The 26,855-nt window shown below is 67.5% G+C and carries 22 protein-coding genes; 3 read left to right on the forward strand and 19 right to left on the reverse strand.

Going from position 1 to position 26,855, the window contains the following annotated elements; genetic code table 11:
- Positions 1-4 precede the first annotated feature (4 nt).
- From CQ017_RS06695 to CQ017_RS06710, 4 genes are all read right to left on the reverse strand, one after another.
- Positions 5-868 carry a PPK2 family polyphosphate kinase gene (locus tag CQ017_RS06695; RefSeq protein ID WP_105553077.1) on the reverse strand — a complete coding sequence of 288 codons (864 nt, stop codon included), beginning with the start codon at positions 866-868 and terminating at the stop codon, positions 5-7.
- Between the two features lie 28 nt (positions 869-896).
- On the reverse strand, positions 897-2,117 hold the full coding sequence (locus CQ017_RS06700; RefSeq protein WP_096283041.1) for a pyridoxal phosphate-dependent aminotransferase: 1,221 nt from the start codon (positions 2,115-2,117) through the stop codon (positions 897-899).
- 67 nt (positions 2,118-2,184) lie between these two features.
- The gene (locus tag CQ017_RS06705; protein WP_105553078.1) at positions 2,185-3,012 is read right to left on the reverse strand and encodes a glycine betaine ABC transporter substrate-binding protein; all 828 of its coding nucleotides are present in this window, start codon (positions 3,010-3,012) and stop codon (positions 2,185-2,187) included.
- Positions 3,013-3,050: 38 nt separating this feature from the next.
- Positions 3,051-3,524 carry an NUDIX hydrolase gene (locus CQ017_RS06710; protein WP_105553079.1) on the reverse strand — a complete coding sequence of 158 codons (474 nt, stop codon included), beginning with the start codon at positions 3,522-3,524 and terminating at the stop codon, positions 3,051-3,053.
- Positions 3,525-3,636: 112 nt separating this feature from the next.
- On the opposite strand from CQ017_RS06710, the gene CQ017_RS06715 reads away from it, so the two are divergent.
- Positions 3,637-4,137 carry an Lrp/AsnC family transcriptional regulator gene (locus tag CQ017_RS06715; RefSeq protein WP_105553080.1) on the forward strand — a complete coding sequence of 167 codons (501 nt, stop codon included), beginning with the start codon at positions 3,637-3,639 and terminating at the stop codon, positions 4,135-4,137.
- A gap of 61 nt (positions 4,138-4,198) precedes the next feature.
- Here the strand turns inward: CQ017_RS06715 and CQ017_RS06720 are convergent, their stop codons facing one another.
- On the reverse strand, positions 4,199-4,984 hold the full coding sequence (locus CQ017_RS06720) for a hypothetical protein (RefSeq protein WP_146112443.1): 786 nt from the start codon (positions 4,982-4,984) through the stop codon (positions 4,199-4,201).
- Between the two features lie 182 nt (positions 4,985-5,166).
- Positions 5,167-5,784, reverse strand: a complete 618-nt coding sequence (locus CQ017_RS06725) for a GNAT family N-acetyltransferase (RefSeq protein WP_105553082.1) — start codon at positions 5,782-5,784, stop codon at positions 5,167-5,169.
- Positions 5,785-5,858: 74 nt separating this feature from the next.
- On the opposite strand from CQ017_RS06725, the gene CQ017_RS06730 reads away from it, so the two are divergent.
- Both CQ017_RS06730 and CQ017_RS06735 read left to right on the forward strand, forming a co-directional pair.
- Complete coding sequence (locus CQ017_RS06730; RefSeq protein ID WP_105553083.1) at positions 5,859-6,476, forward strand: 5-formyltetrahydrofolate cyclo-ligase; 618 nt, start codon at positions 5,859-5,861, stop codon at positions 6,474-6,476.
- A 64-nt stretch (positions 6,477-6,540) separates the two neighbouring features.
- Entirely contained in the window at positions 6,541-7,239 is a 699-nt protein-coding gene (locus CQ017_RS06735) for an RcpC/CpaB family pilus assembly protein (RefSeq protein WP_105553084.1), read from the forward strand.
- Here CQ017_RS06735 and CQ017_RS06740 read toward each other — a convergent pair.
- From CQ017_RS06740 to groES, 13 genes are all read right to left on the reverse strand, one after another.
- A complete protein-coding gene (locus CQ017_RS06740; RefSeq protein ID WP_105553085.1) occupies positions 7,236-7,520 on the reverse strand; it encodes a hypothetical protein in 285 nt (94 codons plus the stop codon). The genes CQ017_RS06735 and CQ017_RS06740 overlap by 4 nt on opposite strands.
- Complete coding sequence (locus tag CQ017_RS06745; RefSeq protein WP_181150509.1) at positions 7,517-11,611, reverse strand: DNA helicase; 4,095 nt, start codon at positions 11,609-11,611, stop codon at positions 7,517-7,519. Before CQ017_RS06745 ends, CQ017_RS06740 begins: the two co-directional genes overlap by 4 nt.
- A gap of 223 nt (positions 11,612-11,834) precedes the next feature.
- Positions 11,835-13,463, reverse strand: coding sequence for a glutamine-hydrolyzing GMP synthase (guaA, locus tag CQ017_RS06750; RefSeq protein ID WP_374954985.1), 1,629 nt, complete (start codon positions 13,461-13,463; stop codon positions 11,835-11,837).
- Between the two features lie 107 nt (positions 13,464-13,570).
- Complete coding sequence (locus tag CQ017_RS06755) at positions 13,571-14,035, reverse strand: DUF3817 domain-containing protein (RefSeq protein WP_096283031.1); 465 nt, start codon at positions 14,033-14,035, stop codon at positions 13,571-13,573.
- Positions 14,036-14,071: 36 nt separating this feature from the next.
- A complete protein-coding gene (locus CQ017_RS06760) occupies positions 14,072-14,860 on the reverse strand; it encodes an SURF1 family protein (protein WP_105553086.1) in 789 nt (262 codons plus the stop codon).
- A gap of 179 nt (positions 14,861-15,039) precedes the next feature.
- On the reverse strand, positions 15,040-16,191 hold the full coding sequence (locus CQ017_RS06765; protein WP_105553087.1) for a GuaB3 family IMP dehydrogenase-related protein: 1,152 nt from the start codon (positions 16,189-16,191) through the stop codon (positions 15,040-15,042).
- A 144-nt stretch (positions 16,192-16,335) separates the two neighbouring features.
- Complete coding sequence (locus tag CQ017_RS06770) at positions 16,336-17,664, reverse strand: DUF4872 domain-containing protein (RefSeq protein ID WP_105553088.1); 1,329 nt, start codon at positions 17,662-17,664, stop codon at positions 16,336-16,338.
- Between the two features lie 191 nt (positions 17,665-17,855).
- A complete protein-coding gene (locus CQ017_RS18545; protein WP_374954989.1) occupies positions 17,856-18,773 on the reverse strand; it encodes a DUF222 domain-containing protein in 918 nt (305 codons plus the stop codon).
- Positions 18,774-19,674: 901 nt separating this feature from the next.
- Positions 19,675-20,505, reverse strand: coding sequence for a class I SAM-dependent methyltransferase (locus CQ017_RS06780; RefSeq protein WP_105553090.1), 831 nt, complete (start codon positions 20,503-20,505; stop codon positions 19,675-19,677).
- A 164-nt stretch (positions 20,506-20,669) separates the two neighbouring features.
- Positions 20,670-22,175: an IMP dehydrogenase gene (gene guaB / locus CQ017_RS06785; RefSeq protein ID WP_096283025.1), complete on the reverse strand. Its 1,506-nt coding sequence runs from the start codon at positions 22,173-22,175 to the stop codon at positions 20,670-20,672.
- 113 nt (positions 22,176-22,288) lie between these two features.
- Positions 22,289-24,388 carry an acyltransferase family protein gene (locus tag CQ017_RS06790; protein ID WP_146112444.1) on the reverse strand — a complete coding sequence of 700 codons (2,100 nt, stop codon included), beginning with the start codon at positions 24,386-24,388 and terminating at the stop codon, positions 22,289-22,291.
- A gap of 312 nt (positions 24,389-24,700) precedes the next feature.
- Positions 24,701-26,299: a chaperonin GroEL gene (gene groL / locus CQ017_RS06795; RefSeq protein ID WP_105553092.1), complete on the reverse strand. Its 1,599-nt coding sequence runs from the start codon at positions 26,297-26,299 to the stop codon at positions 24,701-24,703.
- 100 nt (positions 26,300-26,399) lie between these two features.
- Entirely contained in the window at positions 26,400-26,696 is a 297-nt protein-coding gene (gene groES / locus CQ017_RS06800) for a co-chaperone GroES (RefSeq protein WP_096283020.1), read from the reverse strand.
- Positions 26,697-26,855 lie beyond the last annotated feature (159 nt).

The following is a 26,855-nucleotide window of genomic DNA, read 5'->3' on the forward strand; positions in this document are numbered from 1 at the left end:
GCTCCTACTTGGTCGCGTCCAGGCGCTTGCGTTCGGCGGCGACGTCGAAGTCGGCCTTCGGCCAGAGCGGGTCGATCTCCCGCAGGGTGTGCAGCAGCAGCTCCGCCACGCAGAGCCGCGCCCGCCATTTCTGATCCGCCGGGATCACATACCAGGGCGCATCCACCGTCGCGGTGCGTTCGATGGCCAGCTCGTAGGCGCGCTGGTATTCGGCGAAGAGCAGCCGGTCCTCGACATCGGCCGGGGAATACTTCCAGTGCTTGTCTTCGCGATCCAGCCGTTCGCTCAGCCGCGCGTACTGCTCCGCGGGGCCGATATGCAGCATCACCTTGTGCAGGTGGATTCCGCGTTCGTGCAGGGCGTGCTCGAAGTCGACGATCTTCGGGTAGCGCGCCTCGATCTGCTGAGTGCTGCTGAGCTTCTGCACCCGGTGGATCAGCACGTCCTCATAGTGCGAGCGGTCGAAGACGCCGATGATCCCGGGCCCGGGCAGCCGCTGCTGAACGCGCCACAAGAAATCGTGGGCCTGCTCTTCGTCGGTGGGTGCCTTGAACGCGTGGTGGTCCACGCCCTGCGGGTCGAACAGGCCCATCACGTGGCGCACGATCCCGCCCTTGCCCGCGGTGTCCATGCCCTGCAGCACCAGCAGCAGCGAGTCGCGCAGCTGACCGTGCAGCGCGGAGGCGAAAAGCCGCTCCTGCAGCTCGGTGAGCTCCGCGGCGATGGCCTCCAGCCGCTTGGCCGCCTTGCGCTTGCTGCGTGGGGCGTCCTTCGGCCACCAGTCGGGTTCGCCGGTGGCGCGCTGGGACAGGTCGACCTCGCCGACCACGCGAAGCCGGGCCAGCAGATTCTGTGGATATTCGCTCATCGCTTCAGCTTAGCGCCCAGGCCTAGGCCTAGGCCCGGGCGCGCCAATCCTCGAGGAATACCGAGATGCGGCCCACCGCGTCCTTCAGATCCCGCACCGCCGGCAGGGTGACCAGGCGGAAGTGGTCCGGGGCCGGCCAGTTGAACGCGGTGCCCTGGGTGATCAGGATCTTCTGCGCCTTGAGCAGTTCCAGGGCGAACTTCTCATCGTCGTGCATCGGGTAGACCTCGGGGTCCAGCTTCGGGAACATGTACAGCGCGCCCTTGGCCTTCTGCACGCTCACCCCCGGAATCGCCTGGAGCAGATCGTAGGCGGCGTCGCGCTGTTCGCGCAGCCGGCCGCCGGGCAGGATCAGGTCATCGATGGACTGGTAGCCGCCCAGCGCGGTCTGGATCGCGTGCTGCCCGGGCACATTGGCGCACAGGCGCATGTTGGTGAGCAGGTTGATGCCCTCCACGTAGTCCTTCGCCAGGTGCTTGGGCCCGGAGATGGCCATCCAGCCGGAGCGGAAGCCGCAGACCCGGTAGGCCTTGGACAGCCCGGAGAAGGTCAGCACCAGCACGTCGTCGGCCAGCGCCGCGGTGTTGATGTGCACCGCATCGTCGTAGAGGATCTTCTCGTAGATCTCGTCGGAGAAGACGATCAGGTTGTGCTTGCGCGCCAGCTCCAGGATCCCCTCCAGGGTCTGCTTCGGGTAGACCGCGCCGGTGGGGTTGTTCGGATTGATGACCACGATGCCCTTGGTGCGATCGGTGATCTTCGCTTCCATATCGGCCAGGTCCGGCAGCCAGCCCTCTTCCTCGGTGTTCAGGTAGTGCACCGGTGTGCCGCCGGCCAGCGAGACCGAGGCGGTCCACAGCGGGTAGTCCGGGGCCGGGATCAGCACCTCGTCGCCGTTGTTCAGCAGCGCGTTCAGCGACAGCGTGATCAGCTCGGAGACGCCGTTGCCCAGGTAGACGTCGTCCACCCCGATGGTCTGGATGCCGCGGGTCTGGTAGTACTGCGAGACGGCGGTGCGCGCCGAGAGGATGCCGCGGGAGTCCGAGTAGCCCTGCGCGTTGGGCAGGTTGCGGATCATGTCCACCAGCACCGCGTCGGGCGCCTCGAAGCCGAAGGGCGCCGGGTTGCCGATGTTCAGCTTCAGGATGCGGTGCCCCTCGGATTCCATCCGCTGGGCGTGCTCAAGCAGTGGCCCGCGAATGTCGTAGAGCACGTTGTGGAGCTTCGAGGATTGCTTGAATTCTGCCATGGGTACACTTTCTCATGATTGGGGCGGGGCGCGCGCCTTCTTGTCGGCGCATGAACACCCGCCGCGGTTAGTTGTTCAGCAGCTTGTACCGGGTGGCGGCGGTTTCCGGGTCCAGCGCGTCGGCTCCGCTGACCATCCGGTTGATGCCGATCAACGCCTCCTGGTCCAGCTGCTCGCTGACTTGGTCCACGACGTTTTGCGCCGGCTCGTCGAGGTCCGCACCGGCCAGCGGCACCAGCGGCGCGTCCGCGAAGATCTCCTCGCTGCCCGGGACGATATAGAAGCCCTCGTCGCCGATGATCGCGTCGGCGGCCCCGAGCACCAGCACCCGATCCAGCGAGGCGCGCAGCTGCCCGGGCAGCTGCTCCGCGGCCACGGTTTTCACCTCGGGCTTGGCGCATCCGGCGTCTTCCAGGGCTTCCAGCAGCTGGTCGCTGGCCGGCTGGGCGCCGATGAAGCTCAGCTCCGGGCAGGCGGCGGCGAGGCTGGGCACCGAATCCACCGCATGGTGCTTGGCCTCGGCGGCGCTCATCACCAGGACCGCGGAGCCATTGGTGCCGCTGGCGGCCAGGCTGCGCGCCGCGGTTCCGGCGGTGGCCGCCCGCAGCTCGGCTGCGGTGGACTCGGCGAGGGCCACGTCGGCGTTGCCGTCGAGCACCTGCTGGTAGGGATCCGCGCTCGGCTGGAGCTCGGTGACCTGGTAGCCGGCCGCACGCAGTGCCTCGGCATAGATCTTTCCCAGCGCGCGCTGGGTGGGGTCCGTCCCGGCGGACAGGGAGAGCTCGATCCCCTTGGATTCTTCGACCGGTTCCGGTCCCTGGCTTGTGCAGGCGGACAGCGTCAGCGTCGCGGCGAGGGCCAGCGCGCCGGCGGTGGTGGTTTTAGCTAAATTCATCTCCCCTGAATTCTAGGCCAGCGGGTCTTGCTTTTGCGCTAGCGCACGCCGGGCGAGGTCAAACGCAGGATGCTGTCCACTCGTTCGATGCGGTTCAGCCCCAGGATTTCCTCCCGGGTGAACCAGGCCGCTTCGCTGGTGGAGCCGTCCTGCTCGTGGCGCAGTTGGCCGCCGAGCAGCCGCGCCCGGTAGGTCACCGCCACGGTCTGCATCGGGTGCCCATCCCCGGAGTAGCGCTTCGCGGCGGGGATGATGCCGGTGCTGACATCGAGCAGGGAGAGCTGGCCCACCCGGTAGCCGGTCTCCTCGTAGACCTCGCGGATGACCCCGTCGGTGGCCTGTTCGCCCAGGTCCACCCCTCCCCCGGGCAAGGACCAGCGCGGGGTGAATCTGGCATCGCGATGACGCATATCCCACAGCGTGAGCAGCACCTTGGACTCGTGCTCCACCAGGGCGTAGGCCGCCAGGCGGGTGTCGAAGGGTTCACCGGTGGTTTCGGAACGTCGTGTCATAGGCCCCAATATATCGGCCGGGCGCCACCGGCGGCGGGATCTGCGGGCTGAGGCGAAGCAGAAAACCGCCAAACATTTCAACGAACCGCGGCGGGTATGGTGAAATATTCTTATGTCATCGCACGCAGAGTCTTCCTTCGGCACCGATCTGGACGAGATCGATCGAATCATCATCGACGAGCTGGTCAGCAATGCCCGCATCTCCAATGCGACGCTCGCGCAGCGCGCGGGCATCGCCCCGTCCACCGCCTTGCTGCGCACCCGCTCGCTGGTGGACCGCGGCATCCTCACCGGCTACCACGCGGAGGTTTCGCTGGCCGCGGTGGGGCGCACCGTGCAGGCGCTGATCTCGGTCAAGCTGCGCGCCCACGACCGCGAGAAGATCGACACCTTCCGCCAGCGCATCCCGCAATTGCCCGAGGTGCTCTCGATGTTCCACGTCTCGGGCGGCACCGACTACCTGCTGCATATCGCGGTCGGCTCCACCGAGGAACTGCGCGACTGGGTGCTGGACAACCTGGCCACCGACGAATCGGTCGGGCACACCGAAACCACGCTCGTCTTCGACCACCAGCTGGGAAACCGCGGGCCGCTGCCCTTCGGCGAGCTCTAGTCCCACCGGCATAGCAGAAGGCCCGCATCCTTGTCGATGCGGGCCTTCGTCATATGGTGTGCTAGGCGCGGCGGCGCTGCATCACGGCGTCCAGGTTCAGCTTCGGCTTGCTCGCTGCCGGGGCTTCGACCGGCTTTTCCGCCGGCGCCGGCGCCGGGGCTTCGGTTTTGGCCACGACGCTGGCGATCGAGGCGCGTTCTTCTGCGCTGACCTCGGCGGCCAGGCGCTTCGCGCCCTCGGCGGCCTTGAGGCTGATGTGCTTGGTCGGGCGCAGCGGTTCGGAGACCGGGATCGGCTCGGGACGTACCCGGGCGACGATTTCGCGCTGCGTCGCCTCGCGCACCTCCACGTAGGTAGGCTTGGGCACATTGGTCGGCTCCCAGGTGGCCGGCTGCTTCACGCCGCCGTCCCCGCGGGCCACGCGCACCGCCTCGGCACGCAGTTCCTCGGCGGTGATCGCCGGGGCGCGCCGGGCCGAACCCGGGCGGGCGTCGAAAACCTCATCCTCGCCCGACTTGCGGGTGATCACCTGGTTCGCCTCGTCGGCGAAGGCCGGGGTCTGCAGGGCCTGCTCGCGGGTGGCCTGCAGATGCGCCAGCAGCTTGCGGTTGCGATCGCGCACCGCCAGGGCGCGCAGCGTGGCCACCGACGCCAGGGCGATGGCGAAGAAGATGCCCACGGCGGAGAAGCTCAGCGCGGTGAAGGGCGCCAGCACGAGGCCGAGAAGCGTGGCGAGCACCGCCAACAGGCCGAGCACCGCCACCGCCAACCGCCCATAGCGCACACGTATCTTGAGTCCGCTCTCGGCAGACTGCGCTCGCGTTTCGCTATGTGACGTGCCAGCCATGGGGTCCTCCAACACCGTTTGAACGGTCAGATCAGGTGGAAGCCGAATAGTTAGCTTCCTCGGTCAACACTATGCAACGCCGGGTGCATCGACGGGCAAATTTCTCGGTGTGTCCGCAAGAATTCGCAAGTGATGGGCACTTCTGGGCCCGCAGCGGGCTTTCGGCCAACGGGCGCACCGCTTTATTCGTAGATGCGTTCTAGCATGCTGGAATCCAGCTCCTCGCGGTTTAGTGCAAATGTTCGATGGTCGCGCCATTGCCCGTCGATATGCAGGAACCCCTTGCGCAGCCCCTCGTCGCGGAAGCCCAGCTTGTCCACCACGCGCAGGCTCGGGGCGTTCTCCGGGCGGATGTTGATCTCCATCCGGTGCAGCGCCAAGTCCTGGAAGCAGTAATCGATCACCAGCGCGCAGGCCTCCGGGACCAACCCGTAGCCCGCATGGGCGCCGTCGATCCAATAGCCCAGCGAGGCGGAGCGCGCCGCCCCGTACTGGATCCCGCTGACCGAAATCTGCCCGATGATCGGCGGGTGGGCTCGGTGCAGCTGCGGCAGCGTCATAATCCAGGAGTACCCGGTGCCCTCGCGCGCCGCGGCCCGCTTGGCGACGAGCAGCTGCCGGAAGCTCATCGGCTCCGGCGGACCCAAGGGATTTGTCGGGTCCCAGGGCTTGAGCCAGCTCGCGTTCGCCGAGCGCAGGGCAAGCCATTGCTCCTGATCGCGCAGCAGCAGCTCGCGAAGCAGCAAGCGCGAGGAGGACAACTCGGGCAACGCGGCTTTTCCGCGCAGAAAACTCAGCATGCACATATCGTATCCCCGCGGAGCTCACCTGCACTTTTATGACCCACGGCGCGGGTGGCGCGTAGAGTAAAACCATGAATGCAGCCACTTCCCCACCGCCGGGCGAGAGCAAGCAGGCCCGGCGCGCCGCCGTGCGGGCAGCCCGCCGGAAGATCACCCCGAACAGCTCGGCGCTGCTGGCCGAACAGCTCGCCGCGCGCGTGCTCGATTACCTGGACTCCTCCACCGGAACCGTCACCCGGGTCGGGCTCTACCTGTCCATGCCCGATGAACCGGACACCTCGGTGCTGCTGCCCCGGCTGGTGCAGGCGGGCATCGAGGTCTACCTGCCGGTGTGCGAACCGGAATACCAGCTGCGCTGGGCGCATTGGACCCCCGAGGTGCAGCTGGTGGACAGCGCGCGGGCCCCGGTGCGCGAGCCGGTGGGCGAACGCCACGGCGCGCGGCTCTTCGACACGGTGCACACGCTGTTCATCCCCGCGCTGCTGGTCGACGAGCACGGCCTGCGCCTGGGCCAGGGCGGCGGCTACTACGACCGCTTCCTGCCGCAGGTGGCGGACAAGGCCACCCGGATCGCCGCACTGGTCTACGCGGACGAGTACGTGCCCGCCGGACATTTCCCGGTCGACGCGCACGACCGCCCGGTGGACCTGGTGATCACCCCGGAGCTGGTGCACACCATCGACCCCTAGCCGGTTGCCCACAGTTCGCCGCCGGGCGCGCGGCGAGCGTGCCGGGCGGGGTTTTGCTGGGGGCATGAGCAATTTATCCCCACGCCGCACCCCGGTGATTCCGCGGCCCCGGATCCGTGCGGCGCGCAGCCGCAGCGAGCTGTTCCGCCGCTACCGCAAGCCGCTGGCGCTGGCCTTCACCCTGCTGGCGTTGGCCGCGGCGCTGAACGTGCTGGCCACCGGGCAGCTGGCCCAGCGGCAGGTGGTGGTGGCGCTGGCGGATATCGCCGCCGGGCGCACGGTGAGCGCGCAGCAGATCGAGGTGCAAAGCGTTCCGCTGGCTCCCGATGACCGGCAGGTGATCAGCGAGCCGGCCGCGGTGCTCGGCCAACGATTGGCGGTAGCGGTCCCCGCGGGCACGGTGCTGCGCGAGCACCTGCTGGTCGGGCCGAATCTGCTCACCGGTTCCGCCGCCGGGACCGTCGCGGTGCCCATCCGGCTCAGCGATCCGGCGACGGTGACCCTGATTCATCCGGGCCAGCTGGTGGATATCGTCTTGACCACCGGGGACGGGTTCGAGCAGCAGATCAGTTCGCGCACCATCGCCCGCGCGGTGCCGGTGCTCTGGGTGCCCAGCAGCGATAGCGGCGGCGAGCTGGGAATGTTCAGCGCCGCCGGCACGCCCGGCGAAGGGATCATCGTGGTCGCCGCCGCCAATGCCCGCTCCGATGAGCTGGCCGGGGCGGTTTCGCGCGGCAAGGTCTCCGCGGTGCTGGTGAACTAGCCCCAGTGCGGCGGCTTGTCCCGCTTCATCGCTTCGGCCAGGTCCTCGGCCGGCTCTCCCCACATCCGCGGGTCATCGTCCTTGGCGCGCAGCTCGTCCAGCGGGTTCTGCGGTTGCTCGGCGGCTGGCGCGGAACCGTCCCGGCTTGCGGCCAGCGCCCGATCCACCGATTCGGTGGCGGGCACCGGCGCATAGCTGCCGGTCAGTTCGGCCTTGACGCTCAGCTGCTGGGGAGGGGCGATGACGCGCGGACGCTTCACCCGGCCGGCTGGCTTGCTCATTTCCCGTCGGTTTTCGGCTCTGCGCCTTCCGCGCGCGCCGGGATCGGCGCGGGAGTCGGCACCGCCTCCTCGGCGGGCTGCGCGGCCGCCGGTTTCGGCGCGGGCTTCTGCGCTGGCTGCTCCGCCGGTTTGGCCGCAGGTTTCTTCGCGGCCGGCTGGTCGGCGGTGACGGAGCTGGCCGAGACCGGCGGGGCCATCGGCACCCGGGTGCGCGGCCCGGTGTGCGTCGCCGCGGAGGCGGCGGGACTCAGCTCCAGGCTGCGGGCCAGCCGGTCGGTGACCGAGGCCGGGTCGGTGAACACGTCGATGGTCCACAGCGGCACGTAGCGCCAGCCGTGGTTCTCGAAGAATTCCGGGCGCAGCCGGCTGCGTTCGCGCACGGTCAGCCCGGCATAGTGCTCGGTGCCGTCGTAGACCACGGCCAGCGGGCGCACGGCGCCCGCCCCGTCCATATCCAGCGCGTGGGCCGAAAGATCCAGTACCCCGCGGTAGTCCTCGGCCACGATCGCGCCGCGTTCGCGCAGGCGCCGGGCCAGATCGGAGACGAGCGCGTCGAAACGCGGGCTGCGCATGGAGCTGACGCCGGAATCCCCGGCCTGCACGCGGCCGAAGAGCTCGAAGAACTGCCGCGCCCCGCGGTACACCCGGTCCAGATCCACATCGGCCGGCAGCAGCCCGGAGACCAGGGTCATCCGCTTGCGCGAACGGGTCATCGCGGACACGAACAGCTGCTCGCCGCCGGGGCGGGATAGCGCACCGAATTCGTGCAGCGTCTTGCCGTGCGGGGTCCGCCCGAAGCCCCAGGCGAAGATGACCGCGTCGCGGCGCACCCCGATCAGCCGGTCCATGGTGGTCACCACGAAGGGTTCGACCTTGGAGCGCAGGGCGTTCATTGCGTATTTGTGGTTGGGCAGCTGCACGCGGATCGCCTCGGCGATGGCCGCGGCGTGGGCCCGGTTCGAGGCGATCACCGCGAGCGACTCGGTGGAGTGCGCGGCGAAGTGCGCGAAGACCAGGTCCACGACCTTGGCGACCTCCGCGGCGGTGGTCTGCACGCCCTCCTCGCTGCTGGACAGCGTTCCGGTGGCATCGGGCACGTACACCCCGGTGAGCCGCGGGCTGCTTCCGGTGATCGTCACGGCCACGGGCAGGCGCGAGATGGCCGAATCGTAGTAGGTGTTCGAGAGCTGCTCGACCAGCCCCTCGTCGATGCCGCGGTACACGGTGGACAAGGTGCCGGTGACCAGCACGCGGTTCAGCGCGGTGAGCGCGGAGAGCCCGGGCTTGCGTTCCTTCAGCCGCGCGGTGGGGTCCACCGACACCTCGAAGGTCTTCGGGCCGCCGAGCATCTCATCGCCGATCGCGATGACCTGCTTGGAGCGGCGCACCGCATCGAGCACCTCGCGCAGCGTCAGGTAGTTGGCCTCCAGCAGGATCACCGCATCGAATTCGGTGTCTGCCGGCAGCGCGCTGCCCAGCAGCAGCGGAGCCGAAACGAAGACCGGGGTCAGCGAGTTGACCAGCGCCGGACCGAAGTCGAGCAGGCCGGCGACGGTGGGGGTGCCGTCCTTCAGGATGCCGCGCAGCGCCTTGGAGGCGGCCCGGTGGTCGGCCAGCGAGGCCTTCCAATTGCGCGCCAGCGCCCAGCGGATCCGGGAGGGGCCCGAGGCGATATGCGCCCCGTCGGCCAGCCGGAAGTCCGCCTCGATCTTCTCCAGCTTCGCGCCGTCGTTCATCGCGAGGAAGTCGTCCCCGGAGATCATCGCCTCCAGCGCCGACTGCCACCAGGCGAGCTCGAGCTCGGCGTCCACCGCGTCCGCGTCGATTTCCCGTTCGGCGAAGTCGGCTAGCAGATCCGCGAGCCCGCCTTCGGAGAGCTGTTCGGCGATCAGCGTGCGTTCGGGCAGCTCGGCCAGGTCTTCCTTGCGGTCCACCAGCGCGGCGATGGTGTCCAGCAGCGTGGCGATCGGCATTTCGCGCAGCCGCGCACCAAGCTGGGCCGGCAGCACCGCGGCGAGCTTGTCGATCCGCGCGCCGGCGTCGTGGTATCCGGCTTCCACATCCAGCAGCCCGCCGGGAACCGCGGGGTTCCGCTGGCTGGTGGCGTAGGTCCGCCAGGCGTCGCGCTGGACGGAGACCGCCTGCAGGGCCGCCTGCAGATCGGAGACATGCATGCCGGGGCGCACGTACTCCTTGGCGATCTTGCGCAGCCGGGAGCGGACGATGGAACCCATCTCCACCCCGTGCTCGCGGCGCCAGGCGCTGGAGGCGGTCGCGGCGATCAGGTCGTCGATCTCGCCTTCGAAGATGTCCGCCTCGAACTTGTCCAGCGAACCGCGCACGGCGACCAGCAGCTGGAGCTGGTCCCCCCACTTGTCGTAGCTGTCCTCCAGGCGGATCTGCGACTGCGCGGCGATCTTCTGCATGTGCTCGTGCAGGATCGGCAGGTCCCGGCCCAGCCCGCTGGCCAGGGTGAGCGCCTGCTCGGTGGCTTCCTGGTTGCGCAGCGGCGCGCCGAACCAGGGGCTGGTGGTGTGCGATTTGGAGAAGGCGCCGAGTTGCGCGGCGCGCTTGAGCTGCGCGGCGACGTGGCCGCGCTGGCCCATGGAGTCGAGCACCGAGCGTTTGAGCCGCACGGTGGTGGACGGGGCCGGGTCCAGCGAGGTGAGCCGGGCCAGCTCCTGCATCGCCTGGTAGGGCGAGCAGCCCCAGCGGCTGCGCACCGAATGCAGCGACTTGACGTGCTCGTGCAGCGCATTGCGGCTTGCGCGCAGCTTTTCCAGCAGGCTGCCCAGCTGCGGTTCGGTGGCGCGTTCGTTGCGCAGGATCGCGCGGATCAGCAGGTTGCGCAGCGCCTCGGGGTCCTCGTTGGGTTCCAGCAGCAGGCTGCCGGCGTCGAGCTGTTCGTTGAAGCGGCGCACGAATTCCTCGGCGGCCGAACGCTGCTCGGCGACGACCAGCACGCGCTTGCCCTGGGCGGCGAGCAGGCCGGCGGCGTTCAGCGCGGTCTGCGTGGCCCCGGTGCCGGCGGCGGCGTTGATGCTCACCGATTCGCCCGAGGAGATGTAGTCCAGCATGCGCGCCTGGGATTCGTCGGCGTCCAGCAGGTAAAGCTCTTCGGCCGGGTCGCGTTCGTCGCTGTTCTTGGCCAGCACGCTGGTTCCGGTGTGCACCTTGCGGGTGGAGCCGCCCGGCGCCGGAGCGATTGGCTCGCCGGAGCGCCGGGTTTTGGAGGAGTCCTTGATCAGGCTGGCGACGCGGCGCAGCCGCGAGCCGCCCGGCTCCTCGGTTTTGCCTTCGGGTTCCGCCTCGGTTGGCGTCTCGGAGTCCGCGTCGGCTGGAGCCTTGGCTGGCGCGGCTGGCTCGGCTTCGGCGGGCTCGCCGGTCTTTTCCTCGGCGCGGATCAGTGCCTCGATCACCGGGTGCGAGCCGGTGAGCTTCGCCGGGTCGGCCGGGTCGATCAGATCGGAGAAGGTGGAGACCAGCAGGCGGTGGCCGATGACCACGCCGGGAACCTCGGAGAGCTGCTGGCGCAGTGCGTCCATGCCGCGGACCGGGTCGAAGCGGGCGATGGAGTAGGCGGCGGCGTCCACCGCGTCCACGTCGATGCGGGCTTCGTGGTCGGATTCGAATTGCCTTACGAAGGCCGGGGAAATCTCCGCGCGGCCTACCAGCTGCACGTCGTAGTCGTCGTGGTCCAGGTGCTTGGTCAGGGTGATCCGGCCGAGCATGATCGGGGCGGATACCGGTTCGCTTTTGCCCTCGTGCACGGCACGCCAATTGGCGACACCGGCGGCCAGGTAGCCCACGTCGATGCCGCGCTCTTCCCAGAGCTCGGCGGTTTTGGCGCTCAGCGCCCGCGCGGTGCGCCGCGCCGCGGCAAACTGCTCCGCATCATGCAGCAAGGTGGACAGGCGGGTGCGCCGACCTGCAAGAAACTGGGCCAAACCCGATGGATTTGCGTGAGTGATGTCGATGCTGTTCGACATCGACGGCGCAAATCGCAAGGTGGTGTCGGCGCCGGCACTCTGGCCCAGGGATTTCACCCAGGTGGCGACGCGCTCGGCAGCAGCATTTTGGCCACTAGTCACGACAGTTATTCCCTTCACTGAACCGACCATCACGGCGCGCCACAATGACAGCGCGCCTCCTTCCTAACGTAGTGCACGCACCGGTGAGAACCGGGGCGCGAAACACGTTTTAAACCCGGCAAGCGGAACCGGACCTCACCGAAGGTCCCCTAGAGGGGCGCTGCAGGTGAGGCGGTTCCGCTTGGCGGCCACGGGCGGACCCGTGCCAGCTAGTGCTGTGGGATTACTCCCACTCGATGGTTCCCGGTGGCTTGGAGGTAACATCCAGTACCACGCGGTTGACCCCGTCCACCTCGTTGGTGATGCGGTTCGAGATCTTCGAGAGCAGGTCGTAGGGCAGGCGCGACCAGTCTGCGGTCATCGCATCCTCGGAGGAGACCGGGCGCAGCACGATCGGGTGGCCGTAGGTGCGGTGATCGCCCTGGACACCCACCGAGCGCACGTCGGCCAGCAGGACGACCGGCATCTGCCAGACTTCCTCGTCCAGGCCGGCCGCGGTCAGCTCGGCGCGGGCGATGGCGTCGGCCTTGCGCAATAGCGTCAGGCGTTCCTCATTGACCGAACCGATGATGCGGATCCCCAGTCCCGGGCCGGGGAACGGCTGGCGTCCCACGATTTCCTCGGGCAGGCCGAGCTCGCGGCCCACGGCGCGGACCTCGTCCTTGAACAGGGTGCGCAGCGGCTCGACAAGCTCGAAGTCCAGGTCCTCGGGCAGGCCACCGACGTTGTGGTGGCTCTTGATGTTCGAAGCACCTTCGCCGCCGCCGGATTCGACGACGTCCGGGTACAGCGTGCCCTGGACGAGGAACTTGACCGGTTCGCCCTTGCCGGCTTCCTGCTTCAGGATCGCGATCTCCGCGGCCTCGAAGGCACGGATGAATTCGCGGCCGATGATCTTGCGCTTGGTCTCCGGGTCGGTGACCCCGTCCAGCGCGGTCAAAAAGCGTTCGCGTTCGTCGGCGATGTAGAGCTTCGCGCCGGTGGCGGCGACGAAGTCCTTCTCCACCTGTTCCGCTTCGCCTTCGCGCAGCAGACCGTGGTTGACGAACACGCAGGTGAGGTTGTCGCCGATGGCGCGCTGCACGAGGGCTGCGGCCACGGCCGAGTCAACGCCGCCGGACAGGCCGCAGATGGCCTTGCCGTCGCCGACCTGGGTGCGGATGTGCTCGATCTGCTCCTCGGCGATGTTGCCGGCGGTCCAGTCGGCCTTCAGTCCCGCACCGTTGTAGAGGAAGTTCTCCAGGATGTCCTGGCCGAACTCGCAGTGCTTGACCTCCGGGTGCCACTGCACGCCGTAGAGGCGCTTGGCCTCGTTGGCGAAGGCGGCGACCGGGGCGCCTGCCGTGGTGGCGAGCACCTCGAAGCCTGCAGGTGCCTCGGAGACGGAGTCGCCGTGGCTCATCCACACGTTCGGTGCCTTGTCGGCACCGGCGAGCAGCGAACGGGCATCGCCGTTGAAGGTCGTTTGGGTCGAACCGTATTCGCGCAGGCCGGTCTCCGCGACGGTGCCGCCCAGGGCGTTTGCCATGGCCTGGAAGCCATAGCAAATGCCGAGGACCGGGATACCGGCTTCGAAGAGGTCTGCACCAACACTCGGCGCACCCTCGGCGTAAACGCTGGAGGGACCACCGGAGAGGATGATCGCTGCAGGGTTCTTGGCCAGGATGGCTTCGGTGGACAGGGTGTGCGGAACGATCTCCGAGTACACACGGGCCTCACGTACGCGGCGAGCGATGAGCTGCGCGTATTGGGCCCCGTAGTCGACGACCAGAACCGGCTTATGTTCTGGGGTGAGGGGAGCAGTAGTCACGAGCTCTAGTCTACGCGGTTCGCCGGGCGCGAAATAGCGCATGACGTGTCATCAGCGTCACCCGGAGGGTGTGGCGGCGCGCATGCATCGGGCGCGGTAGGCAAAAATCCCCGCCACGGCGATGCGTGACGGGGATGAAGCAGAGCAGCCTAGTAGCGTTTGGCGGCCTTGGGGTGGGCAGCCAGCTCGGCGTCCACCTCGGCGTGCACCGTGCGTTCGGTGAAGAAGGAGAGCAACGGGATCACCCCGCCCAGGGCGATGGTGATGAAGCGGCTAAATGGCCAGCGCATCAGCGACCAGAGGCGGAAGTCGGCGAACAGGTAGACCACATACATCCAGCCGTGCACGATCAGGATGCCCAAGGAGATGTTCACTCCCCCGCTGATTTCGGCGCGGTTGAGCATCGAAATGGTGTTGGCGGTGCCGCCCAGCAATTCGCCGCCGACAAACAGCTCCAGCTGCCAGAAGTACTTGAAGATCATTTCCGCCACCAGCAGCAGCAGCATCACGCCGGTGGCGTAGGCGAACACCTTGTAGAAGATGGCGGCCGAGCGGATCTGGGCCGGGGTGCCACCGAATTTGCGGGGGCGGGCGGCGGGAGTGGTGCTGGACATCTGCAAGGAGTCCTTTCCGAAGGTGGGAGGTGGGGGCTAGTTCTCGAGGTGCTTCTCGCGGGCGGCGGTCTGCGCGGCGGCTTCGGCGATCTCGTCCATGCCGCGCTGGTAATCATCACGCACCAGCCGGTACCAGAGGAAGAAGGCGAAGCCTGCGAAGACGACCCATTCGATGCCGTAGAAGACGTTCAGCCAGTTGATCTGCGGCTCCTGGGGCTGCGGACCGACGTAGATCGCATCGATGCCCGGCTGGTTAGCTGGTTGGCCATCGACGCTCAGTGCATGTGCGGTGACGAACCCGGAGTACAGGTTCTGGTCCCAGATGTTGGCCAGCTGCGCGGTGGACAGGGTGGCCAGCGCCGTGTTGCGCACATCATGGTTCAGCTCCGGGCCTTCCGGCGGCAGCAGGCGCCCGGTGATTTCCACCGAGCCCTCGGGAGCCGCGGACGGGGTGCCGGTTTCCGGCTGCCAGCCGCGGACCACGGCCATCGCCTCGCCATTCGGTGCGCCGTCCACGGCGAAGGCCGTTACCACCCAACTGCCGAGGCGGTCATCGTCCACGCGGCCCTCGACCAGCACGTCGGTGCCGGGAAGGAATTCGCCGGAGAAGGTGACAATCTGATCCGATTTGGTGCCTAGCATCTCCACGCCCGGGGTGTAGTGCTCGGTCAGCGGGACCGGAACCTCGGTTTCGTCGATCTTGACGGCCGGTTCGGTGGAGGAAGCCCCGAATTGCCAGCCCGAAAGGGCCACAAATCCGGTGGCCACGAGCAACGCACCGAGCAATGCGGCGATCCATTTGGGTTTCAGAGCGGTTTTCAGCACACTCTAACCGTACTTCGATTGCTTGTAGAAGTTCCACTGGGCACGGGGTGAGATTGGCCTAACCCGATAGCTTGCGCACTTCGGGAACCATCTCGCCTCCTCGTTCGTTGAGGGGCAGGTTAAACGCCGCAGTCCCGCCGCGCCGGGGATCGGCGTGGCGGGACTGCGGTGCAAGGAGCTTAGAAGCGGTCCGACTCGTAGGGCGAGAGAACCACGTCGACGCGCTGGAATTCCTTGAGCGTCGAGTAGCCGGTGGTGGCCATCGAGCGGCGCAGCGCACCGACCAGGTTGGAGGTGCCGTTGGTCTCGTGGGACGGGCCGAAGAGCACGTTCTCCAGGGTGCCGACGGTGCCGATCTGCGCGCGGTCTCCACGCGGGCTGGCCTCGTGCACGGCCTCCATGCCCCAGTGGAATCCTGCGCCGGGAGCTTCTTCGGCACGCGCCAGGGCGGTGCCGAGCATCACCGCGTCGGCGCCCATGGCGACCGCCTTGACGATGTCCCCGGAGTTGCCCAGGCCGCCGTCGGCGATCACGTGCACGTAGCGTCCGCCGGTCTCTTCGATGTAGTCGCGGCGGGCCGCTGCCACATCGGCGATGGCGGTGGCCATCGGGGCGTGGATGCCCAGGGTGCGCCGGGTGGTCGAGGAGGCGCCGCCGCCGAAGCCGACCAGCACGCCGGCTGCGCCGGTGCGCATCAGGTGCATGGCCGGGGTGTAGCCGGCCGCGCCGCCGACGATGACCGGGACGTCGAGCTCGTAGATGAACTGCTTGAGGTTCAGTGGTTCGGTGGTCTGCGAGACGTGCTCGGCAGAGACCGTGGTGCCGCGGATGACGAAGATGTCAACGCCGGCATCGAGCACGGTCTTGTAGTGCTCTTGGGTGCGCTGCGGAGTCAGCGAGCCTGCCACGACCACGCCGGCGTCGCGGATCTCGGAGAGCCGGGAGCTGATCAGCTCCGGCTGGATCGGCGCCGCGTAGAGCTCCTGGAGCTTCGCGGTGATCTTCGAATCGTTGCGGACCGACGCCTCGGACTTCAGCCCAGCGATTTCGGCGAGCACCGGTTCGGGGTTCTCGTAGCGCGTCCACAGCCCTTCGAGGTTCAGCACGCCCAAGCCGCCGAGCTTGCCCAACGCGATGGCGGTGGCCGGGGAGGTCACCGAATCCATCGGTGCGCCCAGGATAGGGGTGTTGAACTGGAAGGCGTCGATCTGCCAGGACACCGAAACGTCCTTGGGATCACGGGTGCGGCGATTCGGTACGATCGCTACGTCGTCCAGGGAATATGCCTTCGTGGCCCGCTTGCCACGGCCGATCTCAATCTCGTTACTCACCAGACAAGGTTACCAAGTTCCGCGCAGATTCCCGCTTTATCTCGCACGGCACGCCCCGCACCAATACAGGCACGGGGCGTGATTCCGGGAGAAGGCGGTGAGCAAGCTCACCGCTTTCCGCGTGCCGGGGCGGGTGGATCGGCCTTAGCCGGCCGGATTCAGTGTGGCCAGGGTGCCCGCCAGGGCGGTGGCGGCACGTTCCTCGGCCTGCGCGATGCGCTCCATCTGATCGGCCATGCGCCCGAAGAGCTCGCTGCGGACTTCGGGATCCACGTCCGGATCGATCATTTCGCTCAGGTCGATCCAGTCGGCGCTGAGCTGCGCGTAATCCGCGGCATGTTCTGCCAGCGGTTCCAAGCCGGGTAGTTCCGCGCATTCGTCGAGGAAGTCCGCGTAGAGCCCGCGCAGGCCGCCGAAGCCGCCGAAGCGGGTGTCGGTCATGAAGCCGTGCAGCTGGGCCAGCCCCGCGCTCAAGCGCTGCGGATCGGCGAAGATCTGCGTCCAGCCCTTCTTGGTGCTGGTGTCGCGCAGCCGTTCGGCCCAGGTGTGCATGCCGGCGATGCCGAAGCGGTTGGCGAAATGCACCGGGATCCCCTTCAGCTCGGCGGTGCCCAGCAGCCGGCCGTTGGTTTCGGTGATCGCCTCGAGCACATTCGCGGTGAGCGTTTCCAGCTTGGGCGAACGGCGCGAAGGAATCCACGCCTGCCAATGCTTTTCCTTCTTGCGCTTGGCGCGGGCGGCGGCCAGGTCGCTCGGGCTGATCGGCATCAGCGAGCCCGATCCGTCGTCGACGAGCAGGTCATCCTCGTGTTCGCCGACGATGGCCAGGTCGATGGTTTCGGCCTCATCGACCTCGCTGGATTCGATCCAGGGCAGGGCACCGACTGCCACGCGCACGACTACCGCACGTCCGGCGTCCAGCGCGTGGTCCAGGTATTCGGCGGCGCGTTCGGCCGAACCGGTGGTGCGTTCGTTGACCTTAGCCCCGCTGCGGGTGAGCAGGTTCTGCGTGTACGGCTCGGGGTGTGCGCGGGTGACGATGGTTGCGGTGGTCACCTCTTCGTACTCGAAGGTGAAGACCATGAAGCCGATGCCTCCGGCCAGACCGGCCAGCAGGGCCTCGCTCATCGGTTCGCCGGTGGCGGGATTGGTCACTCCGGCCTGGGTGAGCACTCGATGCCAGAGGCCCGCGTCGTACTGCACAACGTCGGTCGGAGCCGGGTATTCGGGAAGCTCCTCCGCCGGTGACGGTGCCGGGGCTGGCGCAGGGGCCGGCTTGGGCTTCTTGCCGGTTTTCTCTGCCGCCCTGGCATCCCGTGCTTCCTTGGCGTAGTTCCGGGCGGCCGCGGCGCGCACGGCCTTGGGGCCTTCGGGTTTGTCGGTCAGGATGTTCTTGCGCGCGGTCGTATAGCTCTCCCCGGTACGTTCCATGCGTTCGCGGGCGAGCTTCTTCAGATTCGCGGGTTGTGCCAAGATAATGTCCTTCGTTCACGGATACGCGCAGGCGGGTAGCTCCCGCGCACCGGTGGGTGCCGCCGTGCCTTCATTCTACGTGGGCACGGCTGCCGCTTTCATCCACTGGACGCGCAGGCCTTGGCGTTCGCCATTGGCTCCCCCAGTGGCGTGCCCCGCGCGGTGGACGGAGTTCTCCCGCTAACCGGTGGCTAGTCCCAATACGTATTACGCCGCGGCTGCTGCTCCGGATCAACATGCTTCGGCAAAATCACATGCGGCAACCCATCCACCAGCACCACCTGGATCCGCCCCGCATCGGCATCCATATGCGCACCACGGCACAAAGCCCCCAGATTGCCCAGCTTCGTTTCCCCACCCAGCCACCACGGATCAATATGGTGGAACTCCACCTTCTCCGGCGGCTCCGTGCAACCGGGCACAATGCACCCGCCATCGCGGGCCAGCACCGCCCGCTTGAGCTTCACCGGCACAATGCGTTGGGCACGGCCATAATCAAGCAGTTCGCTCTTCGAATTGAACACCGCCGGAATGATCTCGGCCTGGCACAAGAGCCGTCTCAGCTCTCCGGGAGGCAGATGCACCCCGTGCGCGGTCCGCGCATCCCCGGCAGCCAGATCCTGCAGGTTCTCCAACTTCAGATGCACGATCACCTCCGGTCGGATCCGCGACCCTCCACCAGTGGTGGTGGTGAGGATGTCCAGCAGCGCGTTCAGCGCCCGCTCGGGTACGGTGGCGATGGTTTCGGTCTCTTCGGGGTCCCAGCGTGCTTCGTTGCCCACCCCTTCGGGAAGGAAATCCGGGAGGCCCGAACTGGCGGTGTTTGGTTCGGTGGTGGCTTCCGGTACCGCCGGTTCGAGAATGCTCGGATCCACGGCCCCGGCCACGTCTTCATCCTCGTCGGTGCTGTTTCGTTCGCTGCTGGTCGGGTCGATGGTGCCGGATGCTTCTGCTTCGTCGTGGGACGGCGCAGGGTCACCGGGGTTCGTGCGCACCGCCTGCCCCACCCGGGTGCGCGGATTATTGGCCTGCGCGATCAACGAATCGAGCACCTCGCCCTCCAGCGTGCTCACCCGCAAGAGGAACTCCCGGCTGAGCGCATTGCGCACCGGCAACGCATACAACCCGCGCCGCACCGACGCTTTGGTCGCGGTGCCCGGCGTGGTGGCGGCGCTGCTGATCAGCTTCGTCACGTGCTTCTCGGCTTCCTTCACGCTCTGCGCCCCGCGCAGCACGTCGGCGGCGTGTTCTTCCACCGCCCGCCCGTCAGTATGGCGCAGTGTTGGTTCGGTGCCGGTGCCTTCGAAGGTCAGATCCTTCGGTTCGCGTTTGGCCAGCTTGCGGCTGGTCTCCTGCACGAGGGACGGATGCAGCACCGGGGTTCGGTCGGGGTCCGGGGTGGTGAACAGTGCACCGAGGTGGGTGAAGCGCGGCGGGACCGACTGGCCTGCCGGGTTCCGGCGGCCAATGAGATCACTGGCGTCCTGGATGAGGGCGGCCGCTTCGGTGTAGGGCAGGTGCAGCCAAGAGGCGAGCAGGGCGGCGGGGTCCAGGAAGCTGGGCCTTCCGGTGCAGCGCTGCGCGTCCCGGGTGGTGTCGGCGCCGGTGGTGCGCAGCGCGTCCAGTTCGTCCGGGTGGAGGGTGTGGGCGTTGGTGGCCGCGATCCGGTCCGCGGCGGCCACGCGCAGGCGGGCGGCTTCATCGGCCAGCGCCTGTCCGGCAGAAGCCAGTTCCAGGGCCAGGCGCGGGTCCTCGGTGCCGGCCAGGTGTTCGCGCAAGGTGCTGAGCAGCTGTGTGGTGCCGGTGAACAGGGCCCGCAGGTCGGTGCCCGCCAGGCTCGGGGAAGCCGCGGCGGCTGGGCCGGTGAGCTCGGTGAGCTCCCGGTCCAGCTGGCTGAGGGTGTCCCCGAGGGCGGTGGTGTTCATGGGTTCGAGTATGCGCCCGGACAAACGGAGGTGAGCGTGCGGAGCGCGGACTGTGGATAAGCTTCCGCGCAGGGGAAACTAGGTGTTATGCGGGCCGGTCCCCCGGCTTGCTTGCGAGCATCAGCAGCGGAACCAGCTGCCGGGAGGTGATCGCCGCGCTCAGGTTCGCCATGGCCGCCGGGCCGTCCTCGCGCAGGACCAGCGGGGTGGCCAGCGGGTCGGTTCCGGCCGCCAATGCCCCGCGCATCTGCTTCAGCACCTCGAGCACCTCCACGGTGCGCTCGACCTGCCCGGTGACCGCAAACCCGGCGTCCTTCAGCGCGCCGGCGTAGTCCGCGGCGGATTCCACGAAGGAGGCCTCGGCCCGCTCAGCCCACGGCATCGGGTAGGACAGGTTGTTGGTGCCCATCAGGTCGTAGATGCCGAAGACCGCCCCGGGACGCAGCAGCCGCCAGACCTCCGCGAAGACCGAAGGCTTGTCGGCCAGGTTCATGCCCACGTGCATCAGCACCGCCGCGTCGAAGCTGGCGTCGGCCAACCCGGTGTCGTGCCCCGGGCGCTGCAGCATGGTGATGGATCGATCCAGCGCGCAGTTCGCGTCCAGCTCCCGGGCGAGGTCCACAAATTCGGCGGTGATGTCCACCCCGGTGACCAGGGCGCCGCGCATGGCGAAACAGCGCGCCGGCCCGCCCAGGCCGGCGCCCACGTCGAGCACCCGGGTTCCCGCGCCGAGTTCGAGGGAATTCGCCACGAAGCTGGTCGCCTGCAGCCCGCCGGTGTGGAAATGGTCCGCCTCGCGCAGGTCAGCCGGCTTGAAGGCCTGCGGATTCACTCCCGCGCTGCGCAGCGCGGCGAAGACCCGATCGCGCAGGGTGCCGCTGGTGTACCGGTCGAAGGATAGCTCGATGCTGTTCATCACTTGCTCCTTGGCAGCCGCGAGAGACGTGCAGGTCCCCGAGCTCGCGCGGGGTGCGCCTCTCCTGTGCTCTTTAGTTTAAACCCTGCGGCCCCTTCGGGAACATGGCAAAGCGCCCCGGTCCTTCCGCTGGGGGAAGGTCCGGGGCGCTGGGCCTGGCTGCTTTAGCGTGAACGGTAGTTCGGCGCCTCGACGGTCATCATGATGTCGTGCGGGTGCGATTCCTTCAGCCCGGCCGAGGTGATGCGCACGAACTTGCCGCGGGCCTTCAGCTCGGGGATGGTGCGCCCTCCGACGTAGAACATCGTCTGGCGCAGGCCGCCGGCGAGCTGGTGGACCACCGCGGAGAGCGGGCCGCGGTATGGAACCTGGCCCTCGATGCCCTCGGGGATCAGCTTCTCATTGGACGGCGCATCGGCCTGGAAGTAGCGGTCCTTGGAGTAGGAGGTGTTCTTGCCGCGGGTTTCCATCGCGCCCATGGATCCCATGCCGCGGTAGGCCTTGAACTGCTTGCCGCCCATGAAGACCAGATCGCCCGGGGATTCTGCGGTGCCGGCCAAAAGCGAGCCGAGCATCACCGAGTCGGCGCCGGCGACCAGGGCCTTGCCGATGTCCCCGGAGTGCTGCAGGCCGCCGTCGGCGATCAGCGGCACGCCGGCCGGGATGGCGGCCTTGGCCGCCTCGTAGATGGCGGTGACCTGGGGCACGCCCACGCCGGCGACGATGCGGGTGGTGCAGATCGAGCCGGGGCCCACGCCCACCTTGATGGCGTCGGCGCCCGCGTCGATGAGCGCCTGCGCGCCCTCGCGGGTGGCGGCCTGGCCGCCGATGACGTCCACATGCGCGGCGGCCGGATCCTTCTTCAGCCGCGCGATCATGTCCAGCACGCCCTGGGAGTGGCCGTTGGCGGTGTCCACCACCAGTGCGTCCACGCCGGCCTCGATCAGCGTCATCGCCCGCTCGTAGCCTTCGCCGAAGAAGCCCACGGCGGCGGCGACGCGCAGTCGGCCGTCCTCGTCCTTGGTGGCCAGCGGGTACTGCTCGGCCTTGTCGAAGTCCTTGACGGTGATCAGCCCGGTGAGCACACCGGAGTCGTCGACCAGCGGGAGCTTCTCGATGCGGTTCTTGGAGAGCAGCTCGATCACGGTATCCCGGGCGACGCCTTCCTTGGCGGTGACCAGCGGCATGCCGGTCATCACCTCGTAGACCTTGGTGGTCATGTAGTTCTCGCGCGGCACGAAGCGGGTGTCGCGGTTGGTGATGATGCCCAGCAGCTTGCGGTTCTCATCGATCACCGGCAGGCCCGAGACGCGGTACTGGGCGCAGAGGTCGTCCCATTCGGCCAGGGTGGCGCCGGGGTGCACGGTGACCGGGTCGGTGATCATGCCCGACTCGCTGCGCTTGACCTGGTCCACCTGCTTGGCCTGGTTCTCGATGGACAGGTTGCGGTGGATCACGCCGATGCCGCCCTGGCGAGCCAACGCGATTGCCATGGAAGCCTCGGTTACGGTGTCCATCGCCGCCGAGCTGATCGGGGTCTGGATGTTGATGCGCTTGGTGAAGCGGGTGGTGGTGTCCGCGTCGGAGGGGATCACATCCGTGGGGCCAGGCAACAACAAGACGTCGTCGTAGGTGAGTCCTTCAAAGGCAAAGGGGTTGAACTCAGTCACGTAAGAACCTTTCGGAGCGAAAGCGGAGGTTGCTTAAATGGTAGATCCCTTTTGGGGTGCTGACGATTCCCGTTGGTGATCTGTGTCTAAGCTAACGTCACAGGGCCGGTTTTTTATTCCTTGTTCCAGCCGGTGGCCTGCGTGAAGGAGGCGGCGAAGCGGTCGGCGGCGCTGGTCACAAAAGTCTTGGACAAATGCGAATCGTCCAGGTAGACCAGCACGTTGCCGATCACCGCCTTGCAGGTGCCTTCCGGGCAGAGCATGCCGGTCAGATCCAGCGAGACCACCCGGGAGCCGTAATCGTGGGTCTTCAGGAACCGGTCCACCGGGTTCACCTCAGCCAGCTTGTCCGTGGCCGGGGCATCGCAGGCCTCGGGCGCGGCCCGGTTGCGGTCCACGCATTCGGGGATGGAATATTCATAGCGCGGGGTGTCGCGCATCGCGATCACCTGGCTGCCGGCCTGCACGAAGGGCTCGATGGCGCCGGCGTAGTCATCGGCCATGACCTCCTGGGCTCCGGCGCTGCGCCCGGCGTCGTCGGTCCAGGTTGCGGTGCGCGTGGCCACGGTGAGCACCATTTCCGGGGCCAGCGCCTCCACGTAGGCGCGGGCCGCGGGCAGGAAGGCGGCGCATTCGGGGTCATCCAGGTTGTCGGTGGAGCCGTAGCGGCAGCCCGGCTGGTAGATCATCACCCAGCTGCCGCCGGCCTCTTCGACGGTGCGTGCGGCGGCCTCCGACCAGTGCTGCACATGGGAGTCGCCGAGCAGCACCAGATCGGGCTTGGCCGCCGGATCCCCGCCCTGGTTGCAGAACAGGATCGCCGGGTCCTTCGGGGTGTGTGCACCGCTGCAGTTCTCACCCGGGGTCTGCCATTCGGTGTCCAGTTCGGTGCGCAGCGGCAGGGTCAGCGCCGCCGGGGACGGATCCCAGGTGTCGGGGGCCATCGCCCCGGGGTTCTCCTCCGGGGCTTGGGCGGCGGCCTGCGCGCGGCGCTTTTCGACATTTGATTCCCAGGCGGCGATCGGCACGGAGGCCACCGAGAGGGCCACCACGATCACCAGCGCCTGGCTGACCAATTGCGGTTTGCCCAGGAAGCGCAGCACCGGCAGGGCGCCGGCGCGCTGCACGGCCAGCAGCGGTTTTTCCACCCAGCGGGTGCTCGCCGCCGACAGCGCGATGGAGCCGAGGATCAGCAGCGCCCCGGCCAGCGGCGAGGCGTGGTCCACCGGCGCCAGGTGCAGGTAGAAGACCAGCAGCGGCCAGTGCCACAGGTACATGCCGTAGGACAGTTCGCCGAGCTTCGCCAGCACCGGCTTGCCCAGCCAGCCGGCGGGGTTGCTCCGGCGTGCGGTGCCCGGGGCGATGACCAGCAGGGCGGCGCCCAGGGTGGGCACCAGCGCGAGGAAGCCGGGGAATTGGCCCTGCACGTCCAGCAGCGCGCCGCAGCCAATGATGATCACCAGTCCGGCCCAGCCGCCGATCCGGCGCAGCGCCTCGGGCAGCCGGGACAGGGCGGGCAGGCCCAGGGCCAGCAGCGAGCCGAGCGCGAACTCCCAGAGCCGGGTGCCGGTGTGGAAGTAGGCCAGCTGCTGATCGGCCGCGGTGAGGTAGATGGAGTAGCTCAGCGAACCGGCGAAGATGGCCGCGAACATGATGGCCGCGATCTTCGCGAAGCTGTGCCGGGAGAAGCAGCGCCGCCAGATGAACGCGGCGCCGATGAGCAGCAGCGGCCAGAGCAGGAAGATCTGGCCTTGGACCGAAAGCGACCAGAAGTGCTGCAGCGGGGAGGCGGCGGAGGTGTTGAAGGCGTAGTAGTCCACTTCGGCGGTGGCCAGCGTCCAGTTCTGGATGAAGAACAGGGAGGAGAAGGCCTCCTGGATGAGCGCCAGCCAGCGGGTTCCGGGCAGCACCAGCCAGGCGGTGAGCGCGGTGGCGATGATGATCAGCGCCGCCTGCGGCAGCAGCCGGGAGAAGCGGTGCAGCCAGTTGCCCAGCACCGAGGGCTTGTCCCCGGACTGGAGCTTGCGCGCCAGCGATCCGGTGAGGAAGAAGGCCGAGAGCATCAGGAAGATGTCCACGCCGCCGGAGACCCGTTGGAACCAGATGTGGTAGCACATCACCAGCAGTACGGCGAGCGCGCGCAGGCCCTGCAGATCGGCACGGAATTCCGTGCGCGGCACGGTGCTCCGTGGGCTGGGGATCGCTGGTGACACGCGGTGCCGCTTTCCTCGTCGATTGGTGGGCAATTGTCCAAGATGACGGGGAACGGCACCGGACAACCAAAGATTCTACCAAGGGCAGCTCATTTTGCGCATAACGCAAGCTGTGCGAGCGCACCAGAGCCGGATAAGGCTATCGGGCTCACCGGGGTGACGTGCGGTGTTTACCCCTCGGGCCGGGGCGAACCGATTCTGTCACAGTGGGCGCGCCTCGGCCCGCGGCGAGCGGCGGGCAAGACAGCAAAAAGCCGCCGCCTCCCCCGCAAGACTAAAGTCTTTAGGGGAAGCGGCGGCTTCTTGGTATTGCTAGTGGGCGTGAGCCTCTTCCTCGGGAGCCTTCTCGGCAACCAAGGTTTCGGTGGTCAGCACCAGGGCAGCGATCGATGCCGCGTTGAGCAGCGCCGAACGGGTGACCTTGACCGGGTCGATGACCCCTGCGTTGAGCAGGTTCTCGTAAATGCCGGTCTTGGCGTTGAAGCCCTCGTTCGGGCCGGTTTCGGCCACCTTGGAGGCTACTACCGCGCCGTCGAAGCCGGCGTTGGTAGCGATCCAGAACAGCGGCTGAACCAGGGCGCGGCGCACAATGCCCACGCCGGCTGCCAGATCGCCGGTCGCCGAGGCGACGCGTGCGTCTTCGTCCAGAGCCGAGAGCGCGTCAACCAGTGCGGTACCGCCACCGGCGACGATGCCCTCTTCAAGAGCCGCACGGGTGGAGGACACTGCGTCCTCGATGCGGTGCTTGCGTTCCTTGAGCTCAACCTCGGTGGAGGCGCCAACCTTGATGACACCGATGCCGCCGGAGAGCTTGGCCAGACGTTCGGCCAGCTTCTCGCGGTCCCATTCGGAGTCGGTGCGGGCGTGCTCTGCACGCAGCTGGGCTACGCGCTCGGCGACGTCTTCCTCGGTTCCGGCGCCATCAACGATGGTGGTCGAATCCTTGGTGATGGTCACGCGGCGGGCGGAACCGAGAACCTCGGTGCCGACCTGGTCCAGCTGCAGGCCGAGCTCGGCCGAGACAACCTGGGCGCCGGTGAGGATCGCCAGATCCTGCATCATGGCCTTGCGGCGGTCGCCGAAGCCCGGAGCCTTGACGGCAACCACGTTCAGCAGGCCGCGCAGCTTGTTGACCACCAGCGTGGACAGGGCTTCGCCCTCGACGTCCTCGGCGATGATCAGCAGTGGCTTCTTGGTCTCCAGCACCTTTTCCAGCAGCGGCAGGAATTCTGCCACGGTGGAGATCTTGCCCGGGTTGATCAGCACGACCGCGTCTTCCAGGACAACTTCCTGGCGTTCCTGGTCGGTGATGAACTGCGGGGACAGGTAGCCCTTGTCGAACTGCATGCCCTCGGTGAGGACCAGTTCGGTGGCGGTGGTCGAGGACTCTTCGATGGTGATCACACCATCGGTGCCCACGGTCTTGAAGGCCTCGGCCAGCAGTGCGCCGATTTCCTCGTCCTGTGCCGAGATGGCTGCCACGTTGGCGACCTTGTCTTCGACCGCCACGGCGTTGGCCTTCAGGCGTTCGGCGACAATCTCCACCGCCAGTTCGATGCCCTTGCGGATATCGCCCGGTGCGGCGCCGGCCGCTACGTTCTTCAGACCTTCCTTGACCAGTGCCTGTGCCAGCACGGTCGCGGTGGTGGTGCCGTCGCCGGCCACATCATTGGTCTTCGTGGCGACTTCCTTGGCCAGCTGCGCGCCAAGATTCTCGTATGGGTCTTCCAGATCGATCTCACGCGCAATGGTGACACCGTCGTTGGTGATGGTCGGGGCGCCCCAGCTCTTGGCGAGCACCACATTGCGGCCGCGTGGGCCAAGGGTGACCTTCACCGTGTTTGCGAGCTTATCGATGCCCGCTTCGAGGGCGCGTCGCGCTTCCTCGTTGAATGCTAGCTGCTTAGCCATGCATTAACTCCTGAAATAGCATCGGTCGCAGTTCGGCCCCGAACCCCGTCAAACGCGTTCGCGTTAAAGGAGTTGGGACCGGAGAGCTGCGAGGTTGGCGTTACTTTACGACGACAGCCAAGACGTCGCGAGCCGAGAGCACCAGGTACTCTTCGTTGCCGACCTTGACCTCGGTTCCGCCGTACTTCGAGTACAGCACCACGTCGCCTTCGGCAACGTCCAGTGGAATGCGGTTGCCGTTGTCGTCAACGCGGCCGAGGCCTACTGCAACAACGGTGCCTTCCTGTGGCTTTTCCTTGGCGGAGTCAGGGATGACCAGACCGGAAGCGGTGGTGGTTACGGCCTCGACCTGCTTGATGACGATGCGGTCTTCGAGTGGCTTGATGGAGACAGACATGGTCTCTCCTTTTCGTGTATGAACCAATGAATGTAGGGTTTCGCCCTATGGCATTGGACCAACCGTCGTCGCGGTGCCAGTTGGTGTGATCCAGTCAGGCGGTGTGTCTTATTGAACTGGATAAAAATCCTGTTCAACTGGACACCCACAGATGACTTT

It is taken from the genome of Arthrobacter sp. MYb224 (assembly GCF_002975455.1).
Lineage (GTDB): Bacteria > Actinomycetota > Actinomycetes > Actinomycetales > Micrococcaceae > Glutamicibacter.

What these genes read in the sequence shown, in the direction of transcription:
- CQ017_RS06695 (WP_105553077.1), bottom strand. Translation starts at nt 868, where the DNA reads ATGAGCGAATATCCACAGAATCTGCTGGCCCGGCTTCGCGTGGTCGGC.
- CQ017_RS06700 (WP_096283041.1), bottom strand. Translation starts at nt 2,117, where the DNA reads ATGGCAGAATTCAAGCAATCCTCGAAGCTCCACAACGTGCTCTACGAC.
- CQ017_RS06705 (WP_105553078.1), bottom strand. Translation starts at nt 3,012, where the DNA reads ATGAATTTAGCTAAAACCACCACCGCCGGCGCGCTGGCCCTCGCCGCG.
- CQ017_RS06710 (WP_105553079.1), bottom strand. Translation starts at nt 3,524, where the DNA reads ATGACACGACGTTCCGAAACCACCGGTGAACCCTTCGACACCCGCCTG.
- CQ017_RS06715 (WP_105553080.1), top strand. Translation starts at nt 3,637, where the DNA reads ATGTCATCGCACGCAGAGTCTTCCTTCGGCACCGATCTGGACGAGATC.
- CQ017_RS06720 (WP_146112443.1), bottom strand. Translation starts at nt 4,984, where the DNA reads ATGGCTGGCACGTCACATAGCGAAACGCGAGCGCAGTCTGCCGAGAGC.
- CQ017_RS06725 (WP_105553082.1), bottom strand. Translation starts at nt 5,784, where the DNA reads ATGCTGAGTTTTCTGCGCGGAAAAGCCGCGTTGCCCGAGTTGTCCTCC.
- CQ017_RS06730 (WP_105553083.1), top strand. Translation starts at nt 5,859, where the DNA reads ATGAATGCAGCCACTTCCCCACCGCCGGGCGAGAGCAAGCAGGCCCGG.
- CQ017_RS06735 (WP_105553084.1), top strand. Translation starts at nt 6,541, where the DNA reads ATGAGCAATTTATCCCCACGCCGCACCCCGGTGATTCCGCGGCCCCGG.
- CQ017_RS06740 (WP_105553085.1), bottom strand. Translation starts at nt 7,520, where the DNA reads ATGAGCAAGCCAGCCGGCCGGGTGAAGCGTCCGCGCGTCATCGCCCCT.
- guaA (WP_374954985.1), bottom strand. Translation starts at nt 13,463, where the DNA reads ATGCGCTATTTCGCGCCCGGCGAACCGCGTAGACTAGAGCTCGTGACT.
- CQ017_RS06755 (WP_096283031.1), bottom strand. Translation starts at nt 14,035, where the DNA reads ATGTCCAGCACCACTCCCGCCGCCCGCCCCCGCAAATTCGGTGGCACC.
- CQ017_RS06780 (WP_105553090.1), bottom strand. Translation starts at nt 20,505, where the DNA reads ATGAACAGCATCGAGCTATCCTTCGACCGGTACACCAGCGGCACCCTG.
- groL (WP_105553092.1), bottom strand. Translation starts at nt 26,299, where the DNA reads ATGGCTAAGCAGCTAGCATTCAACGAGGAAGCGCGACGCGCCCTCGAA.
- groES (WP_096283020.1), bottom strand. Translation starts at nt 26,696, where the DNA reads ATGTCTGTCTCCATCAAGCCACTCGAAGACCGCATCGTCATCAAGCAG.